Annotated in this window: 15 protein-coding genes and 1 pseudogene; 6 read left to right on the top strand and 10 right to left on the bottom strand. The window is 37.8% G+C overall.

The annotated features are described in order from the left end of the window. From OOZ15_RS18080 to OOZ15_RS18040, 9 genes and pseudogenes are all read right to left on the bottom strand, one after another. Positions 1 to 198 (bottom strand): annotated as a pseudogene (locus tag OOZ15_RS18080) (transposase); the annotation flags it as partial. Between the two features lie 715 nt (positions 199 to 913). Beyond that, positions 914 to 1,435, bottom strand: coding sequence for a CARDB domain-containing protein (locus tag OOZ15_RS18075; RefSeq protein ID WP_265957856.1), 522 nt, complete (start codon positions 1,433 to 1,435; stop codon positions 914 to 916). Positions 1,436 to 1,563: 128 nt separating this feature from the next. Then, complete coding sequence (locus tag OOZ15_RS18070) at positions 1,564 to 1,755, bottom strand: hypothetical protein (protein ID WP_265957855.1); 192 nt, start codon at positions 1,753 to 1,755, stop codon at positions 1,564 to 1,566. 2 nt (positions 1,756 to 1,757) lie between these two features. Further along, positions 1,758 to 4,442, bottom strand: coding sequence for a metallophosphoesterase (locus OOZ15_RS18065; protein ID WP_265957854.1), 2,685 nt, complete (start codon positions 4,440 to 4,442; stop codon positions 1,758 to 1,760). Between the two features lie 66 nt (positions 4,443 to 4,508). Further along, positions 4,509 to 5,447 (bottom strand): hypothetical protein, encoded by a 939-nt coding sequence (locus OOZ15_RS18060; protein ID WP_265957853.1) that lies wholly within the window; start codon positions 5,445 to 5,447, stop codon positions 4,509 to 4,511. A gap of 302 nt (positions 5,448 to 5,749) precedes the next feature. Then, on the bottom strand, positions 5,750 to 6,484 hold the full coding sequence (gene mddA, locus OOZ15_RS18055; protein ID WP_265957852.1) for a methanethiol S-methyltransferase: 735 nt from the start codon (positions 6,482 to 6,484) through the stop codon (positions 5,750 to 5,752). A 74-nt stretch (positions 6,485 to 6,558) separates the two neighbouring features. After that, on the bottom strand, positions 6,559 to 7,425 hold the full coding sequence (locus tag OOZ15_RS18050) for a helix-turn-helix domain-containing protein (protein WP_265957851.1): 867 nt from the start codon (positions 7,423 to 7,425) through the stop codon (positions 6,559 to 6,561). 189 nt (positions 7,426 to 7,614) lie between these two features. Further along, the gene (locus tag OOZ15_RS18045) at positions 7,615 to 8,238 is read right to left on the bottom strand and encodes an HmuY family protein (RefSeq protein ID WP_265957850.1); all 624 of its coding nucleotides are present in this window, start codon (positions 8,236 to 8,238) and stop codon (positions 7,615 to 7,617) included. A gap of 13 nt (positions 8,239 to 8,251) precedes the next feature. Next, on the bottom strand, positions 8,252 to 10,324 hold the full coding sequence (locus OOZ15_RS18040; protein ID WP_265957849.1) for a TonB-dependent receptor plug domain-containing protein: 2,073 nt from the start codon (positions 10,322 to 10,324) through the stop codon (positions 8,252 to 8,254). A 74-nt stretch (positions 10,325 to 10,398) separates the two neighbouring features. Here OOZ15_RS18040 and OOZ15_RS18035 point away from each other — a divergent pair, with 74 nt between their 5' ends. From OOZ15_RS18035 to OOZ15_RS18010, 6 genes are all read left to right on the top strand, one after another. Continuing rightward, positions 10,399 to 11,307 (top strand): DUF6607 family protein, encoded by a 909-nt coding sequence (locus OOZ15_RS18035; protein ID WP_265957848.1) that lies wholly within the window; start codon positions 10,399 to 10,401, stop codon positions 11,305 to 11,307. A gap of 3 nt (positions 11,308 to 11,310) precedes the next feature. After that, on the top strand, positions 11,311 to 12,795 hold the full coding sequence (locus OOZ15_RS18030) for an ankyrin repeat domain-containing protein (RefSeq protein WP_265957847.1): 1,485 nt from the start codon (positions 11,311 to 11,313) through the stop codon (positions 12,793 to 12,795). 20 nt (positions 12,796 to 12,815) lie between these two features. Next, positions 12,816 to 13,298 (top strand): DUF2271 domain-containing protein, encoded by a 483-nt coding sequence (locus tag OOZ15_RS18025; RefSeq protein ID WP_265957846.1) that lies wholly within the window; start codon positions 12,816 to 12,818, stop codon positions 13,296 to 13,298. A gap of 87 nt (positions 13,299 to 13,385) precedes the next feature. Next, positions 13,386 to 15,572: a PepSY domain-containing protein gene (locus OOZ15_RS18020; protein WP_265957845.1), complete on the top strand. Its 2,187-nt coding sequence runs from the start codon at positions 13,386 to 13,388 to the stop codon at positions 15,570 to 15,572. A 102-nt stretch (positions 15,573 to 15,674) separates the two neighbouring features. Further along, positions 15,675 to 16,982, top strand: coding sequence for a cytochrome ubiquinol oxidase subunit I (locus tag OOZ15_RS18015; protein WP_265957844.1), 1,308 nt, complete (start codon positions 15,675 to 15,677; stop codon positions 16,980 to 16,982). Next, positions 16,979 to 18,028, top strand: a complete 1,050-nt coding sequence (locus OOZ15_RS18010) for a cytochrome d ubiquinol oxidase subunit II (protein WP_265957843.1) — start codon at positions 16,979 to 16,981, stop codon at positions 18,026 to 18,028. Before OOZ15_RS18015 ends, OOZ15_RS18010 begins: the two co-directional genes overlap by 4 nt. Before the next feature lie 80 nt (positions 18,029 to 18,108). Here the strand turns inward: OOZ15_RS18010 and OOZ15_RS18005 are convergent, their stop codons facing one another. Then, the gene (locus OOZ15_RS18005; protein WP_265957842.1) at positions 18,109 to 19,809 is read right to left on the bottom strand and encodes a PorP/SprF family type IX secretion system membrane protein; all 1,701 of its coding nucleotides are present in this window, start codon (positions 19,807 to 19,809) and stop codon (positions 18,109 to 18,111) included. Positions 19,810 to 19,826: the final 17 nt, after the last annotated feature.

Below are 19,826 nucleotides of genomic sequence, written 5' to 3'. Positions count from 1 at the left end.
GGTTCAACTGGACTTCTGACGAAAGATACCCCTTGTCCCCGAGCAGGACACAATCAGACAACTGGGCCTTGATATCATCGAGATAATTAATATCATGACAGATGCCGGACTCAGGTCAAAGCTTTGGAACACCCCACCCACAGAGCAGACCGCATGTAGCTTATACCCATAAAAATAAAGGTCCTGTGAGGCACAGTGACGGCTCGCATATAAGGTGGTTTAGGGGCATGACCCTATTCCTCTATACAACCTTCCCCACACATCTTGTTTTTATCGGAATCTCCATATTTAACTTGTTCCGCTGAAAAAAACATATCCTTTATATTTAATATTTGTGTATCTAATTCCCATCCCTTTTTCAGATTACATTTGGTGAAAGCCAACATCCAATCGTTTACCTTCTAAAAACTGAAGAACATCGAATGTTTAAATTTTTCAATCCTCTGCCAATTTTATTTTAAATCTTTTACTGTCATTTTTGCGTGCTTTTAATTTCCCAAAATAAGGAAAAATAAGCCACCTAAAATAATGACTATCATTATATAAAACATTATTCTGTCTAATTTTTTATTTGTCATTTTTATCTGTTTTTTTTAGTAGTCTGTCTTTAAGCGATTCTTGATTATACATCAAATAATTAATCCTACGATTATGCCCTTTAATAACTTTCTTTATCTCGGCTCTTTTTCTGATTACATTTAACTCTTTAAACATTCGATTCGATTTGAGGTCTCGTTTCCAAGTGGTCGAGGTTAACTATCTATAATACAAATTGTTCGTCATGTAATTCACAATGGATTATGAAAACCCATATTTAACACGAATAGATCTGATTCCTTTAGCACCTAAAGGATTATCGCTAATGAAGTTTATAGAAACTAAAATGAGTTTGTGATGTTAAAACCGTAGATATTTAAAAAGGAATTGACATTCTACGTGAGTAGATATTATTATTCTCATTTGTTTCTTCAACATCATTATTAATATCCACATTAAATTCCATATCGAGAAATGCAGGAATAGGTTCACAGTGGATATGGACTTTCCGTAAATATTCAAATTGTCGATTAGAACCTAAAACCCCTCCCTGAACAATTGTATTCCCCCCGGAGATTGTTGTTCCCCCTGGGCATTTGTAGTTCACACCACAAGAAAATCCTTTAGCCTGTGCGTTACCTGTATTCCTAATGGTAACTTTTATCTGATGTGTTATCCATGAATCTATGGGATCGTTTAATTTAATGATTTTTACATTTGTGATTTTTAAATCCCTGGCCTCAACAACTGGTGGCTTGTTGGTTCCCTGATCAGTACTATTCTCATCTACTTCCTCTATAGCACTTTCCTGTTTTTCTTCTTTCTTATTATTAGAACAAGAAATCAATACTATCAAGCTTGTTACAAGTAATATTTGCATTAACACTGATTTTTTCATTTTGTATCCTTTTTAAAATTCGACTTTTGGAAAATTTTCCCCCACACCTTGGCCATCGTAATAATAGGTTACAAGGGTAGACTCTTTCACCTTAATCTGTATTCTGGCTCTAACTAAAGACCACTTGCCTACCTGTAATTTTTATAATTACCGTCCAGTTTTTGTTTCTGCCTGTCCTTGCCTAACCAACCTATTCCATAACGGACTTTTATAGTAGCGCCTACAGGCTCTCTAAAAAAAGCAACTCCTTTAGCATTGAAGAACCATTCAAGGGTCGTCCATTTATTCTTCTTAGCATTTTTATATCTGATATAACTCATCCTTAACTATTTCTTAATCTTGCGCGTGTAAATCCATTTGGTTGATTTATTATTGAACGCCTGCCATATGAAACTCCTTTTACACCAAATGGAATATCGTATTTCGGTTTTGAAAGTTCTCCTCTTGAAATTTGCATAATTTTATCAATTAGATTTTTTCTGACTATAATTAATTTACACCCTTCAAATGAAGGCTGGTGGGGAGTGGAGGAATTTCTGGTACGATTGGTAACATCTTTTGGCCCTAAAGGGGCTCCTTGAATAAGTAATGGCTTGTGCTCTCTCCACCATCCTCCTTTATCAGGAGCTTCGTTTAACGGCGTGGCATATGGCGGAATTTCAAGATGCTTAACCCTTGAATTGCCTTCAGAAATTAAAGTTGGCTGTTTGTTAATGGTAGCACCTTCAACTACTGAAATTTTCACCTTATCATATATGCCAAATTCCCCTTTGTATTTTTTAGAATTATAATACCGTTTCGGGTTTTCTGTATAAAAATCTGTATAATATTTGATATGGTTAGAATTCCATTTTAAGCGTATCTCGGAGAGTGTATGGTCATGTCCTGTAAGCAATAAATCAATTGGTGTTACTGCACCATCATCACCTGTAAGCAGCCTTAAAAATTCATCAATATCTCCACGAGAAACACCAAAATCGACAAGGTTCTTGGCTGAATGGGTTTTAAATGCATCTGTCGAAAGCGGCCAGTCTTTAAAATGCTGAATCACTACCCTTTTAGACATTTCATTATTATTCATTACACCAAATGCTGCAAATTTACTTCTACGTAAGAAATTAACTATTTCCAGTTCATCCGTTTTTGCATGCTCTGTTTCCCTGAAATAATGGGGATATTCGTTTTTCCAAATATTAACCGGAGGGGCGTGCATTCCAACAAATACTAATCCCTCTTCTTTTTTTAATGTATTCGCTAGCAAGGTATATACCCGTTTATTAGGGCCAATACAATTAGGAGCATGGTGAACCTGAAATGCTTCTTCATCTTCGGATCCGAAGCCAAAAGAAGTAGTTATTGCGTCCCAAGTATCCCATTTGCCATCCGGAGCATCTTTATCGGGACCGGTATCTAACATTAAGATAGTATGTTTACCTAATTGAATTTTATTATTTGCCAAACTGTTAAAGTTTAATTTGTAATACGTTAAATAATCTTTCTTCCAAAAGCTCAATTTGGTAGCTGGAATCACTTGCTTTGTCGCTGTGTCTGTGCTTATTTTTATCCTACCCTTATCATCGTTATTAAACCTATTTGGATTTCCCCCTTGTAATACCCGTGCTTCAAATTTTGATAAATTATAGCCTGAATATTGAGGAAGGTCTTTATCTGAATGCACGGGAATATCCAAACGGCCATAAATTTCATAGGGTAAGACACGATAATCATGATTGCCTAAGGTTGTAAAGATGGGAACCAACAACTCTTCCTGTGGGTGATCTTTTTCCGGATAAGGGGACTTCCCTAATATTAAATCTTTGAAGAATTTAAAATTCCCTCCTGATTCATAATTGTCTCCCTTCTCGTACAGATAATCTACCAGATCCCCTGTGGCCATAATTCCATCAACAACCCCTTTCTTATACATGCTGTTAGCATACCTTATCAGGTCCCTGAAACCATTATTCCAATTGTTGAGGTTATCTATTCCATTTGAAATTTCATTTGAAAAATCAGGATATTTTGTTCTTGCCTTTTCAAGTGTCTTTTTAAAAGCATCTATTCTCTTCGCCACATGGATATCAGTAGCATGTAACAGCCCAAAATCTGTCCAGTCCTTACGGGAGTAGATACAATGTGGAGCGATATTATAATAGGCATTATTTTCATTTTTAAACACCAAATCATATAATTCCGGAGATTTGTCATCAACCCTAAGGGGAACTTTTTTGGGTTCAAGATCAACTCTTGTTTGGTCAGGTAATAATGGAATTCCTATGTCCTTGGATTTATCATAGACCAATTGAATTTTTTTGGATTTCTTTCCAACTTTTCTAAGGGAAAACCTTTCATTCAGGATTTTATTAAATTCGTCTTTATTTGTAATTTTTCTGGCATGTTTACTGTCCAAATAAAAATGAACGGAAAGGTCTTTGAGGGATAAATCGGTTATTTTTGGGCTTCCTAACAAGGGAAATCGTAATTTTAACCAGATGGGATGATTATATATGGATTTGTTAAACACACACAATCCTCTCTCAAAGCAAACTATTTCCATTTTACCTTGCCAAATATTGCTTGATATGGGATATCCAAACTCATCTTTATTTGATGCTTTCCATTCCTGATAAATTGGACCGCTTATAGCTACACCTCCTCTTGTACCGGGCATATAAATGATTTCACCCCATTCAAATAAGCTAAAAGGGTAACCTTCATCGGTTCTTTGTTCATCCGATTTTGGGAAGCCAAGCTCCCTCCTCAAAGTGTGACTACTGGAATCAAACTCACCTCTTGATATATATTTCTTTAAAATTCCCCCGTGGACCTCAAAAGTTCCTACTGTGTGATGTGAATAAATGTTTCCATTTTTAAATCTTTGAACATAACCGCCAAATTTCACCTTTTCTACCTGAGAAACTCTATTCCCAATATGAAAACCTTTAGTCTTTAACTGATTTCTTTTTTTTGTGATTTTCCGAGAAGCTATTTGTAATGAATCAGCCATAATAATTAATTGTAATTAAAGTAAATAATACCGTTTTTCTGATTGCTATTGTTTTATTCTTAATTATCAATGTTCACTATAATGCTTAAACCAGTAGTTGTCTTTTCCTGCTTGTTTATTAAGCAAAATGGCATGCAATTGACCCTTAAGTTTTTTTGAAGGCAAGCTTTGACGTCTTGCAAGATTCCAATACGTTATTCCCTCAGGCTCTTGATAGTTTGGAAATCCGGGTTCGTATTGATATCGAAATTTGATTCTCCTTGAGCGTCCAAGTATTGATCGTTCAACTATCCTCCCATTCTTGTCAAAAATGTGGATTCCCCCTTCTCGAGCAGGAGTATCGTTGCTAGCCCGTCCATTCAATAGTATGAGTCTTCCGTCAGGGGAAAATGTCCCGCCTTGTAAATACCGTGAAACTATATAGGGATTACCACGAGAATCCTTTAACTCAAACCGACCAGCAGTAGTCAAAATATCTCTGTTTCGCTCTTGACCGATTCTCCTATAATCAACTTTGTACATGTACACTGGATACCTGCTATCTATTCGGTTATGTGAGGAGTAGAGAATACGTGTTTGAGGATGTATTGCACACCAACCCGCTCTGGCAGTTTTTTGTCTTTTGTTTTGCTGGGGAAGAGGATAGAACCCAATGAATTTAAGGCCACCATCAGTCGAGAATACGGCAATCCGTGGTGCATTCCCGATTCTATTCACGCCTTCTTCATTCTCAACAGGTATAAACAAGTATCCCTTTCGATTAAATCGAATAAAATCTGGATCACCGAAATGATCCCCGCCATACCTCTCAAGTGATTTTGGCATGTGTGCCACTTCCACTGATGCATCGGTATTGTGAGAAAGACGTGTGGAGACGTGGAACTTTATTATTTTTGTTTTTTGAGTGAAATACCAGTGCTCTTCATCGTGTGTAACACCCTGTAAGCTATCGCTCCAATTTGTTTCACGGTTTTTCGGGTAATTTCCAATGTATGAGAATGCCATGACTTATACAATTAGTTGTTTTGAATATCTATGCTTATGTTCAACCTAATCAACCCCTTGCTTTCCTTTAACTACCAACAATTACGTTGTAATAAACAATTATATTTAATATAAGCTTGGAGGAAGCACAAGGTGATGTTAAGCAGGTAAAGGGAATATCAAAATTAATTAATAGCCTATTTGTAAAATTAAACTACATTTGAATTGTATTTACTGTAAAAAAGCGACAATATTAATTAAAAAACACTTATTATTAGAGGGATATATAGCAGATATGTACGTTCATGGTAGATTCAACAGTTTTATTTCTTCCACTTTGTAAATGGAATAAGCATGGGGGTCTTTTTTTGATACTCTTTATAAATATCTCCAAACTGTTTGCGTAAATCCCGTTCTTCCAGAAGTTTTACAGCAACTAAAATGTAAACTGTGGTTACCACGGCAAAAAGCAAATGGCCTTGTGTCATTACCGGAGTCGTCCAAAAGGCTATTACGAATCCAAGCATGATGGGATGACGAACAATGTTATAAAACCATCTTGTAGTAAACTGCACGGGTTTAGGAGGAATTTTTTTTAGGTTTTCATAAACCTGTTTTAGTCCGAAGAGGTCAAAATGATTGATCATAAAAGTGGATAAAAGCACAGTAAGCCAACCCAAGGCAAACAATCCCCACAGCACACCTACCCAAAAAGGATTGGTTACTTCCCATACCACTTCGGGCATAGGTCGCCACTGCCAAAAAATAAGGATAAGTGCTAAGGTAGATAGCAGCACATAGGTGCTTCGCTCAATGGCTGGCGGAATGATTTTAGTCCACCACCTCTTAAATTCCTGTCGGGCCATGATGCTGTGTTGAAGTGCAAAAACACTAAGGACAACAATATTGATGATAATGGCTGTGCCGAAGAATGTTTCTTCACCCGTGTCGATGGTTTTAGAAACCCCGAAGTCGCCTACAAAGGCGATGGCATACAGAAAGGTCACAAAAAATAATAGATAAGATACAATACCGTATAAAAACGCTAATGCTTTCATTGTTAATTAGGTTTGGTTAGATGACATAATCTATGCATAAACCAAAAAATAATTACTGTAAATATGCGACAAACTTATGCCAAAGGTTTAATATTCAGGTATCGTTTCGTAAGTGGATTCATAGCATTATTCAGTTGTGAAGGTGGTAACGCTACTCGGTTCTTAAAGTCATGGGACAAGTGTGCTACATCGTAATACCCAGCCTTAAAAGCTACTTCGGAGAGACTCATTTTGGGGTTACCTTGTATTAGTTCCATTGCATGCTTGATCTTCCATATCCTGGCATAGGCTTGCGGACAAAGTCCGACTTTTAAAAGAAACTGACGTTGTAGGGTACGCTGACTCATACAATATTGCTTGGCCAATTCTTCTACACACACCTTTCCGTCGTTTTTTATAATTTGGTTTATGGCATAATAGATAGGATCTTTTAAGAAAACATCTTTATCCGGTAAGGTATTTTGAAAAAACTGATCGAAATATTCACTATCTAAGGAATCTATCAATTCATTCTCTTCCAGCTTTCTCAATATATTGTTGTTGACATTCAATACATCACTTACGGCTACCCGTCTATCTACCAACTCAGTCATAGGAGTTTTCAGGATGTGATAACCTATTACAGGATGTACCATAAAAAAGTAACATTTCCAGTAACCATTCATAGACATAAATAACGAACTTTGGGAAAACAAGCCTGTAAGATACAGTCGGTTTTGTAGAAATTCTTGTTTGGAATAATTCATGAATTTGCAATGCACCGACGCTCCAACAAACAAAGTAGCTACCAGATAGCCTGTCCTTGGAAAAACATTGACAAATTCATCTTCAAAACCAAAATCCATTTGGGTGTAATGCAAGCGATAGTCATTATAAGATTGCATACGCGTATTTAGGGTTAAATGCGGAGATAAGGTTGGTGTGGTTGTGTTGGTGTCCATTTTTACAGACCAATCATAGTTGCCTAAATATAATCATATTTATTTAACATACTAAAAACAAGTCGATTAACATCCATTTTTTATAGAAAAACTTAAAACATTAACCTCCAAATAGGAACCTTTTTCATTAAATATAAAAAACCATCCGTATAAAACGAATGGTTTTTTGTATTGCTATGAAGTCTTCTCTTAAAAGCTTGTCTCACCAACATTGGGTTGGTAAACATAATTGAAGCTGTAATACTGTGAGTTGCTTAGGTCTTCATTAGGCTCTCCGTTTTCGTAATAGCTTAAAATTTCAACTTTTGCATATCTCCCATCATGGGTTCTTACAACAATTACCTTCCCGGCAATAGGTGATACAACATGTGTTGTGGAATCGTAATTGTACCAACCATTGCCCGATCCTGTTGGAATGGCCAATCCTTCGGCACTATCCTGAGCTAATTTTGATGTATCTACCGTTTTTACATCTGCCAAGGTTCCTGTGGCAATATAGGCTCCTGCTGTTGCTGTTCTATCTGGCTCGTCTTCAAAAGCAGCTTCGCCTCCGTTTACCAAAATGGTGGTTCCCCTAAAAGCAATATCCCAGTTGTCCCCGCTTACAGTAGCTCCGGCTTCAAACGAGAATTTGATATAATCCCCTGTTATTGTAGGCGGATTTGTTGAATAATCAGCACTTTGGGTTGCTTTTAGGTTTTCATACGAGCTTGATTCAACTTGTATAAGTTCTGGGGAATTGTCATCATCGCTACTGCATGATACGATTCCTAAAAAGGCTATGGCCAGTGATAATAATTTAATTGATTTCATTTGATTATTGTATTTAAAATTTAATATTGAGTTTTCCATAAATAATTCTTCCGGAAATATTAGTGATCTGTCCATCAGTAAATCCGAAAATATTGTTCGCTCCTACCCCTACCGTATAGTTTTTACCAAAGGTTTTGTTGACAGCTATATCCCAAACCGAATATCCGTCTACAAAATCATCGTAGGCATCGAGATAGCTATTTCCGTTGCTGTCGTAGAGTCCGTATTTGCTTCGGTAAGTCCCGCGGATGTTCATATTTGCTTTCCATTCCGGGAGCATGTAGAACAGTTTTAAATTTGCCATGTGGCGTGAACGGTTGTATAATCCGAAGTAATCTTCTTTATCCAGCCTAAAAGAACCGTTTTCATTTCGCGCATACACTTCTCCATTTTCGAAAACATCTTCAGCTTCCTTGTCCTTGGCATACAACAATTGGTATCCACCTGAAAGTGTCAGCTTGTTGTTGGGCATCCATGTAGTATTGAATTCGAGCCCTTGGGTATATACCTTGTGCACATTGTAATAACTAAACACATTTTGTCCGTTGGTCTTATTGGCTATCACTCGGGTATCGATCAGGTCTTCAATATTATTTCTGAAGAGATTTACATTCAATTTGATACCTGATATTGGCTTAAAATCAAAACCTAGATTGTATGCGACAGAATTTTCAGGTCGCAGATCGTTTTCAAATTCAGAAATCGGTACCACTATATTTTCTATTTGCCCATCTTCCTCCATTCTAGGAATGGCTGTCGTTACAGCATTATGGCCCAATACCGTATACCCCACCGACGAATTGGTGAAATCAAAATACAGCTGCCTGAAATCAGGAGCCTTAAAACCATACCCAACCGATGCTTTTACCGCTATTTTGTTGTTGAATTTGTATCGAAAAGCAGCTTTTGGACTAAACTGTGAACTGTATTCACTATGGCTGTCAAAACGTGCCCCAAGAATCAGGTTTAGTTTTTCAGTCGGATTGGCGTCGTATTGTGTATAAATGTATGGCGAAGTGAATTTGGGTTCCGCAGAGAAATCGGTACGGTCCAGGGTTTCATTATTCATCCCCGCACCAAAAATAAAATTATTCTTTTGGTTTGGCGTGAACGACAGTCTGGCCTCAGGTCTTAAAAACCTTTGGTCAAAATACCCATCGCTGTAGTTTGTTCCATCGGGGTTGTTTAGGGATTCCTTTGCGTTGTAATTGGTGGTGTAAAATTCAAAATAGCCTTTCCATTTAGCGTTAAAACCGTGGTCGAGCTTCAGGTGGGAATTGTATTCATCGATAGCACTCTCCCCATTTAAATCTTCCGAAGCGATATAATCTTGGGTTTGGGTATAATACCTGCCCGATACCATTAAGGAAGTATTGTCGTTAAAGTTATACTTCATCTTTGAACTGAAGGTATAATTTACAAAAGGATCTACTGTGTTCAGCTCATCATCTTCATTTAGATCATATCCGTCGCTACTATATCGGTTCACAAAAATACTCGCGGATACTTTTGCATTGTTATACCCCAGGGAAACCCCTGTATCATTGGTATTGAAAGTACCGTATTGCGAGCTCAGCTTTCCGTTGAATCCGTTTTTCGGGTTTTCTGTAATAATATTAATCACCCCGCCCAAAGCTTCGCTTCCGTATAAACCGGACGATGCCCCTTTCACTATTTCTATCTGCTGAATATTATCAACCGTAATCCTATTTACATCCAGGGTCCCTGCTGAACGTCCTATTAATGGCATTCCATCTATAAGGATCAAGGTATATTCTGAATCCATCCCCTGCATTTGTATCCCTTCCCCTCCTCCGAAATCAGGGATAGTGATCAAACCGGTTTGTTGATTCAATACCTCACCCAAACGCATTGAATTGATACGTTCTATTTCCTTTTTTGTGACTAACTTGACCGGTAAGGGTAATGAAGAAAGTTGTCTTTTGGTACGTGTAGCGGTGATTATTACCTCTTCTAATTGCTCCGATTCAACCGAGTCTAATCGCTGTTCTTTTCTTTGAGCACAAACTGAAGTACATAACACAATGAAAAAAAATACGCCATATTTATTTTTATTTAGACTCATTCTAATTATTTTTGTTGAACAAATATAAAATATTTATTTAAACTAAGTCTAAATAAGAATAAAATTTAACTCATATGAAAAAATCAATTTTACTAACCAGCTTATCAATTATACTTGCCATAGGTGTTAAGGCACAAAACAAGAAAAAACAAGACCAACAAGCCATTAAGGATATGTGTGGCTGCTATGAGGTGGGGTTTAACTTTGCCGAGACCTTTGAGTATTCAGAAGATTCTACCTATGTACCTTCAAAAGTAAAACATGCCAAAGCTTTGGAATGGGTGCAGCTGGTTAACGATTCGAAAGATAAAATATCGATGCAACACCTTCTCATTGTAGGGCCTAAAGAACATCCACATATCGTAAAACACTGGAGACAAGATTGGGAATATGAAAACACCGATCTGTATGTATATGATCATGATAATAAATGGACTTACACCAGTCTTCCAAAAAGTGAAGTAAAAGGACAGTGGAGCCAAATAGTATTTCAGGTAGACGACAGTCCGCGCTATGCGGGAAGTGCCTCTTGGGTGCATGTTGACGGAAAAAGCTATTGGGAAAACACCACTTCTGCTCCCCTTCCACGCAGGGAATATACACAACGCAGCGATTACAATGTGACCACCAGAAGAAACAGGCACGAAATTACCGATAAGGGCTGGCTACATATTCAGGATAACGACAAAGTAATACGCGAAGACAACAAAGAAGATATCATCCTTGCGCAGGAAAAAGGATACAACACTTATGTTAAAGTAGATGATAGCAAATGTAAATCTGCTCAGGAGTACTGGGAGAAGAACAAAGATAAATGGGCATTGGTACGTACCAAATGGGACGAGGTTTTCTCCAAAAACAAAGACCTAAAATTGGAACACAAAGTTGACAATAAGGAACTTTATAAATACCTTTTCGACGAGGAAGCTTATCAAGATCAAGCTGAAATAAATGTAATAATTGACAAATTTGTAAAAGAATAAATCATGATGAAGATTAAAAACATCCTTCTTTTAGCTGTCCTTTTTGTTGGGATGACAACCTATGCTCAAGATAATATTTTATTGGAGCGTGATTTTTGGAAAACCAAACCAGATGTAGCCACCGTAAAGGCTAAAATAACCGAAGGAAACGATCCGGATCAATTAAATGCTTATAATTTTGATCCGGTAGTGTACGCAATTTTAGAAGACACCCCTAATGAAACCATACAATATTTAATTTCTTTGGATGGTAACGGTGTTAACAAACTTACCCACGACGGCAGGACATATATTTTTTGGGCAGCTTACAAAGGTAACAATGAATTAATGATCCAATTGATAACACAAGGAGCCAAAACCGATATTGTAGATGATCATGGAAGCACAATCCTGAATTTTGCAGCCACCACAGGACAACAAAACACCAAAGTTTTTGATATTTGCTTGGCCAATGGCGCAAATCTTAAAAAAGACCTGAATCACGATGGAGCTAACGCCCTTTTACTGACCGCTCCTCACAATAAGGATTTTAAGGTTGTTGACTATTTTGTAAGCAAGGGATTGGACATCAACAGTACTGATGCTGAAGGAAATAGTCTTTTCAACTATATTGCAAAAGCTGGGAATATTGAACTGTCTAAAAAAGCCTTGACAAAGGGCATTAAAGGCGATGACAATGCTTTTCTCTTTGCTGCCAGGGGAATGAGAGGTGGCACAACATCTTTAAAATATTATCAATATTTGGAGTCAATCGGACTTTCTCCTAAAACTGCCGATAACAATAAGGTAACTCCGTTGCATATTTTAGCTGCAAGGAACAAAGACCTTACTACGCTACAATATTTTATAGATAAAGGCTTAGATGTAAATGCCAAGGATAACGAGGGAAATACCCCTTTTATAAACGCAGCCAGATCTAACAACATTGAAGTGCTTACTTTATTGAGCAAGTACAATAAAGACATCAGTCTTGCTAACAAAAATGGTGAAACTGCCCTTCTTTTAGCAGTTGCTTCAAACTCTGAAGACGTGGTGGAATTCTTGATCCATAATAACGGAGCTGACCGCCTTAACGCTAAAGACAGTAAAGGAAACAATATTGCTTATTATTTGGTTCAGTCATATAACCAGCAAAGTCCAAAGGCTTTTCAAAACAAAGCTAAGTTGTTGGCCCACAAAGGTATTGACCTCACCAAAACACAAGGGAATGGCAACAACTTATATCACCTTGCAGCAGAAAAGAACAGCCTTACGCTTTTAGAGTGGGCAAACAATTACTACGGCGATATAAATACCAAAAATTCAGAAGGTTACACTCCGTTGCATTTAGCTGCTATGATTGCCAAAAACGATGAAGTTTTAAAATATCTTATTAAATTAGGCGCCGATAAAAAAGCTATTACCGATTTTGAGGAAACTGCATTTGACCTTGCATCGGAAAACGAAATTCTAATCAATAACAAGACTGGAATAGAATTTTTGAAGTAGAACTCAATATAATTAGATCAATGAAAAAATTAAAGTACCTAATCATTTTCAGTATTGCCGTTTTGGGTATTTATTCTTTTACCACTGCCCCGGCTTCAAAGTATAAGTGTATGATACAAATGACGAATTATACAGGTGAAGCTGCCTATGTGGTTATTTCCCTCATTAATCCTGAAGGTGAATACGAAAAAACATTGTACGTTCAGGGGGACGATACCGAATGGTACCACGATATTACCCAATGGTGGAATTTCTATGGAAAGAAACGCAATGACATCGATGCCATTACCGGAGCAACCATTGCCGGCGGTGCACGTGCTATCAATGTAATAGAGATTGAAAATGATAAGATAGACGCTGGTTACAGCATCCGTTTTGAAACTGCTGTAGAAGACAAGGAATACTATGTTAAAGACATACAGTTCCCGTTAACAAGAGAAAATATAAAAGGAAAGCATGAAGGAAAAGGCTATATACGCTACATCCGTATGTTGCCTAATTAAAAGCCCCTCCCCCTGCCTCACCGGCAGACAGGTAGCCCTCCCGCCTGAGACGGGAAGGGAACAGTTAACAAATAACAAAAATATCGGATGACCATTTCAATTTGGAGATACAGTCACTTGGCCTTGGCTGTATCTTCTTTTGTTTTTATTGTTTTAGCCGCTGTTACAGGGGTTATTTTAGCATTCGAACCTATTTCCAACCGGATAAAACCGTATAAGGTTGACGGACTCGACAAAATTAGCCTTGCCGAAACCACACAGGCCTTTCAGGAGAAATATCCCGAGGTTTTGGAAATGGAAATAGATGCCAATGATTTTTTTATTGCTTCTGTTTTTACTGAAGAGGGCGATAATTTGAATGGTTATTTCAATCCTGAAACCGGTGAGTTTCTCGGTGAAAAGGCAGAGCCTTCCAGATTCTTCCAAACCATAACCAACTTTCACCGTTCCCTTTTTTTAAAAGGTGTCGGACGGTTTTTTGTCGGGCTTTGCTCCTTCCTCCTCTTCTTGATTGCCATTAGCGGAGCTATCTTAGTGATTAAACGGCAACGAGGCGTAAAAAAATTCTTTACCAAGATCGTAAAGGAAGATTTTTCACAGTATTATCACATAGTCTTGGGAAGGTTGTCCTTGATCCCCATCATTATCATTACCCTTACAGGAACATATTTATCGCTGGAGAAGTTTGACCTACTTCCTAAAGTTGAAACAACGCATCAAATAGATTTCGACGCAATAAATGAATCACCTAAGATTGATCCGGCAGAATTTCCCGTCTTTAAAAACACCATGCTTTCCGAAGTCAAATCAATTGAATTTCCTTTTTCTCCCGATGTTGAAGATTATTTTACTTTAAAACTAAATAGCAGGGAGCTCGTCGTGAATCAATTTACCGGAGAGGTTTTAAGCGAATTAAAATCGCCTATGGTCACTATTTTTTCTGACTTGAGTATGGAATGGCATACGGGGCAGGGAAGCATCCTTTGGTCTGTCATTCTGGCCATTGCTACGGTCAACATCCTGTTTTTTATCTACTCCGGATTTAAGATGACGTTTAAGCGTACGGCATCAAAAATCAAAAACAAATACAAAAAAGACGAATGTGATTATGTGATTCTGGTTGGTTCAGAAAATGGAAATACCCTGATTTTTGCTATTCTATTTCACAAAGCATTACTGAAAGCCGGAAAAAAAGCATTCATAACCCAGCTTAACAATGTTGATACTTTTAAAAACCTAGAACATCTTATCGTATTCACAGCAACCTATGGTGAAGGTGAAGCCCCTACCAATGCCTCTAAATTTTTGAATGTCGCTGATCAAAAACTGAAACAACCATTTTCGTATTCCGTTATAGGTTTTGGGTCGTTAGCATACCCCAATTTCTGTCAGTTTGCTATTGATGTTGACCAAAAACTTGAAGTATTGGGTAACCGTCTGATGCCTGTTTGCAAAATAAACGATAAATCGTATGCTTCATTTATAGAATGGGTTGCTTCGTGGAATAACAATACAGGTAGCGCTGTTGTACTTCCGAAAGACATCAAGATAAAACCCAAAAACATCAAGCTGTTTAAGGTATTACAAAAAACAAATGTCCGGAAAAATCCCGACGACACCTTTATAATCAAATTAAAACCCAAAAGGTTCCAGAAGATCAACTCGGGAGACCTGTTGGCTGTTTACCCTAAAAACGACCATATTGAGCGGCTGTATTCCATCGGTAAAAAAGGAAGGACGATTCAATTGAGTGTAAAACACCACAACAACGGTTTGGGCTCCGGATTTTTAAACGGATTAAATCCAAACGATTCCCTTAAAGCCCGTGTGGTAAACAACACCGCTTTCCATTTTCCTAAAAAAGCACCACAGGTAATCCTAATTGCAAACGGAACCGGAATTGCACCTTTTCTAGGCATGATCGAAGAAAACAAAAAGGACATAGAAACCTATCTTTATCTCGGCTTACGTACCGAAAAGTCGTTCGACCTGTACCGGGATCAAATCGATAGTTTTCTGAACAATCAAAAGTTAAATAAATTTCATCTGGCACTATCAAAAGAAAAGGAACAGCTATATGTACAACATCTTTTGAAAAAAGATGCCAATCATATTGCCCAAGTCATGCAAAATGGAGGGGTTATTATGATCTGCGGTTCACTTAGCATGCAAGATGACGTACTTAAAACATTAGAAGATATCTGTGAAACACAAATTCAAAAACCACTAGATTATTTTCAAAAGAAGCAACAGTTAAAAATGGATTGCTATTAATCCGAAACAAGATGTTAAAATGAGCTTTTTTGTAATGAAAATTACAATTAAAAACTTAGGCTTTCAGTATCTTTGTTAGGCACAACTACTTCAATATTTACTATGGAAAATCTTGACGCTGCGAGACTCCAAATGGCCTTTACCCTAGCCTTTCACATTATTTTTGCTTGTATTGGGATGGTGATGCCTTTTTTTATGGTGGTCTCTCACTATAAATGGCTTAAAACCCGTAATAAAATTTATTTAACCTTAACAAAGTCCTGGCAAAAAGGGGTCGCTATCTTTTTTGTAACCGGGGCTGTTTCAGGTACTGCGCTCTCTTTTGAATTGGGGTTGTTGTGGCCCGAATTCATGAAACATGCCGGTCCTATTATCGGAATGCCCTTTTCGTTAGAAGGAACAGCTTTTTTTGTTGAAGCAATCGCACTGGGATTCTATCTTTATGGATGGAACAAACTTAATGAGCGTTTTCACTGGATTACGGGGATTATCATAGGTTTATCAGGAGTGGCATCAGGTATTTTGGTACTCTCAGCCAACGGTTGGATGAATGCTCCATCAGGGTTCGATTATGTTAATGGTGAATTTTTAAATATTGATCCCATAGCAGCTTTGTTCAATCCTGCCTGGTTTTCGCAGGCATTGCATATGACTTTAGCAGCTTTTACGGCTACCGGTTTTGCTGTTGGTGGCATACATGCCTATCAGATCTATAAAAAAAGGAATGTAGAGCTCCATAAAAAAGCCTTTAAGATTGCCGTAACTTTTGGTGCTATTGCAGCTTTGTTACAACCTGTAAGCGGTGATATTTCTGCCAAAGATATCGCCAAAAGACAACCAGTTAAACTAGCTGCCATGGAAGCCCATTACCATACCGAAAAAGGGGCGCCGCTTTACATAGGTGGTATTGTAAACGAAGACACCCAAGAGGTAAAATACAAAATTTCAATACCAAAAGCCCTGTCCTTTTTATCCTTTGGCGATTTTAATGCTGAAGTTAAAGGTTTAAACGATTTTCCAAAGGAAAACCACCCCCCGGTAGCCATTACCCATTATGCGTTTCAAATTATGGTAGGCCTTGGCATGTTATTGGTATTGGCTGGATTACTATTCTTTTTAAGTTACAAGAAGAAGAACTGGCTCAGTAAACAAAAATTCTGGTTGCTTTTTGTGCTTATGGCTCCCGTTGGGTTTATGGCACTCGAAGCCGGATGGGTAGTTACCGAAGTCGGGAGGCAACCCTGGATTATATACAATATCATGAGAACAAAGGATGCCGTTACCCCCATGCCGGGTATGATCTATAGCTTTTATATGTACCTCATCCTTTATTCTGTATTGGCTTTGGTAGTAACCTGGTTAATGCAACGACAAATAAGAGTTCTTAACAAAACAAACACATCGTCATGATATATGTAGTACTGTTCTTTTTAGCATTTTCACTTTTTCTCTATGTTTTGCTTGGTGGTGCAGATTATGGTGCAGGTATCGTAGAATTGTTTTCATCTAAAGAAAATCAAAACATCACCAAAAAAACAATTTACAGGGTTATGGGTCCCATTTGGGAAGCCAATCATATCTGGATCATTATTGTCTTGGTAGTATTGTGGGTAGCCTTTCCGGTATATTTTAATATTATTGTGATAAGTCTACATATACCTCTTACATTAATTCTTGTTGGTATTACCTTAAGAGGTGTTTCTTTTATATTCAGGCACTATGACGCCGTTATAGACCAATCACAGAAGCTTTACAATGGTTTATTCCGGTTTTCGAGTGTGTTTACCCCTTTACTTTTGGGAATGACCTTCGGAGCGGTAATCAGTGGTAACATCATCGCTCCTGAAAATATAGAACAATTCTCTTTTGCTGAAGTATACATCGACTCATGGCTTACTATCTTCTCGTTGCTTACCGGGATTTTCTTTACTGCCTTATGCGCTTTCCTCTCCGCAACCTTGTTAATAGGTGAAGCTGATGAAGAACACGAAAAAATTTACATAAGAAAATCACGTATTGCAACTTCTGTAGTTGTTCTATCAGGCTTCTTCCTTATCCTTTATGGCTATTTTAACGAGCATATTTTTATAATAGACTTTATTCAAAATCCATACAGCATAACTTTAATAATAATTTCTGGACTTTTACTCATCCCGCTTCGAATCAATATCAAAAATGGTCGTAAAATACTAAGCAGGTTTTTTGCAGGATTGCAAGTTATTTTAATTATCGCTGCGGCAATGGTGGCTCATTTTCCCTATGTTCTTATTACCAAAACAAACGAAATAAGCCTTTTAGAAAATGTAGCACCGGATAAGGTAATTGATGTGTTGGGAATTTCATTGATAATTGGAGGAGTTATTATTTTACCAGGATTGTTCCATCTTTTAAAATCGTTTAAAATGATTAAAGTTTTAGAGGGTTCCAATATGAAGCCTACTAACAAATCCAAATAAAAAAATCCGGGATTTTGAATCAACTACTTCTGGGCAAGCTTGTCTGCCGACAAAGGCAGGCTCACGAGGAGCCCCTTTTTTTATTTCACCCACAACACCCACTTATCAGCAAAATAGGTGTTGTTTACATTATTTCGCTGTAAATTTTTTATAGGTGCGTACCGATCTGTTTTGTGTAAGTAGACGTAGTAATAGTTATTTTCCGGATTTAGGAAGAACTTAGGTTCGAATCCGCGTGACCTTAGATCGTCTACAAAAGCGTTGAAATATCCTTTTTCAGCAAACACATTGACCACCAAATAGAAGCCTTTTTCAACTCCCGGCATGCTATTCATGGTCCTATAGCTGGTATTTGCTCCAAAAACATTCGTTGTTACTGCCGTAGTGTCTATCCCTTTTTCTGTCATCACCTTGGCAACAGAATCGGCTTTCTTGAGGTATTGTTGGTATTGGTCTTCAATTTTTGACGCTTCAGCTTCTGTGATTGCGGTACTATCCATCTTTGTGAGAATGTTTTCCTGTACATCATCGTTTTCTTCTGATGCATTAGCTTTTTCAGTATTTTCAGCTACTGCTTCTTCATCTCCTGTCACTTCTTCTTGACCTTCTTCAACCGTAGTATTTTTATTTATTTCATTAGGTGATTTACTTTCTGTTTCCTTGTCTCCACCATAAACAGCATATTTGGAAGTCGCGTCGTCTTCATCATTTTTGCCGGGTTTTTCATTCAGCATTCTATTGGCAGCCTCTTCCCTTTTACGTTTTATATCTTCGGAAGAAACAAAATCTTCGTCATCAACATTCCTGCTCGGTTTTACATTCCCTCCTTGATCTAACAGATTTTTGTTTTTACGCATTTTTCTCGGACCTAACTCAATGGAAGCAATCGCTTCGTAGGTGCTACCAAAGGCTCTGTTCGTCTTACTGGTACCCATTTCATAATTGATCCCAATACTGATTCCCTCTCCTATTCTCACTCCCAATCCACCTGAAATTCCAAAAATATTGTTGTATCCTGCCTGAAACCACCCGGTGTACGGAAGATCGATCAAGGAATTGAATCCGTATTGAAAATCTTCGTTGGGCAGGGTCTTTCCATATACGAGGGTTCGCCATCGGGCATCCTCCATAAAACCTATGGAACGATCAAAGGCTTTGGTATATCCCAATTGCCCCGAAAAGATCTTATCTGAAAAATCGGTCACTGTATTGGCATCGTTAAAGTTATAATCGAAGATGTTTTCAGCATAAATCCCCATATCTACACTTCCAATGGAAAGATTGATCCCGGGCATGGCGAGGAACAGAAAATCGTCTTGGTTTTCCAGGATCGCAGGATCTGATTCAGCTGAATTAACTGCATTTTTGTTCAACCCACGTCTGAAAAGTGTGGTGTTTATTCCTACCGTTAACACTACATCTTCTGTAAAATTTACCCCGTAAGCGTAGTTCAGCAACAAACCGGAATCGACCAGCAATCCTAGGTTTTGCTGATAAAGTCCCAAACCAGCTCCGCTGTTCTCCCCTACTTTTCCCGAATAACTCAACAAATAGGTCTGTGGGGAATTCTCAACGCCTGTCCATTGCACACGACTCCAAAAACTAACGGCTTTGGAATCGTTTTTGACATAACTATAGGTGGGATTGACCAAGAATTTATTGTATTTGGTCAGGTTGTGCTGTCTCCAGTCTATCACAACAGGATTGGAGTTTTCTACTTGAGAAAACGACATGTAAAACACGAGTAGTAAGCCAACAGTAAGTAGGTGTTTTTTAGGCATAGTTAACTAAACTGGAT

It is taken from the genome of Galbibacter kalidii, from assembly GCF_026241135.1.
GTDB lineage: Bacteria > Bacteroidota > Bacteroidia > Flavobacteriales > Flavobacteriaceae > Galbibacter.
This window is presented reverse-complemented; position numbering and strand designations above follow the sequence as displayed.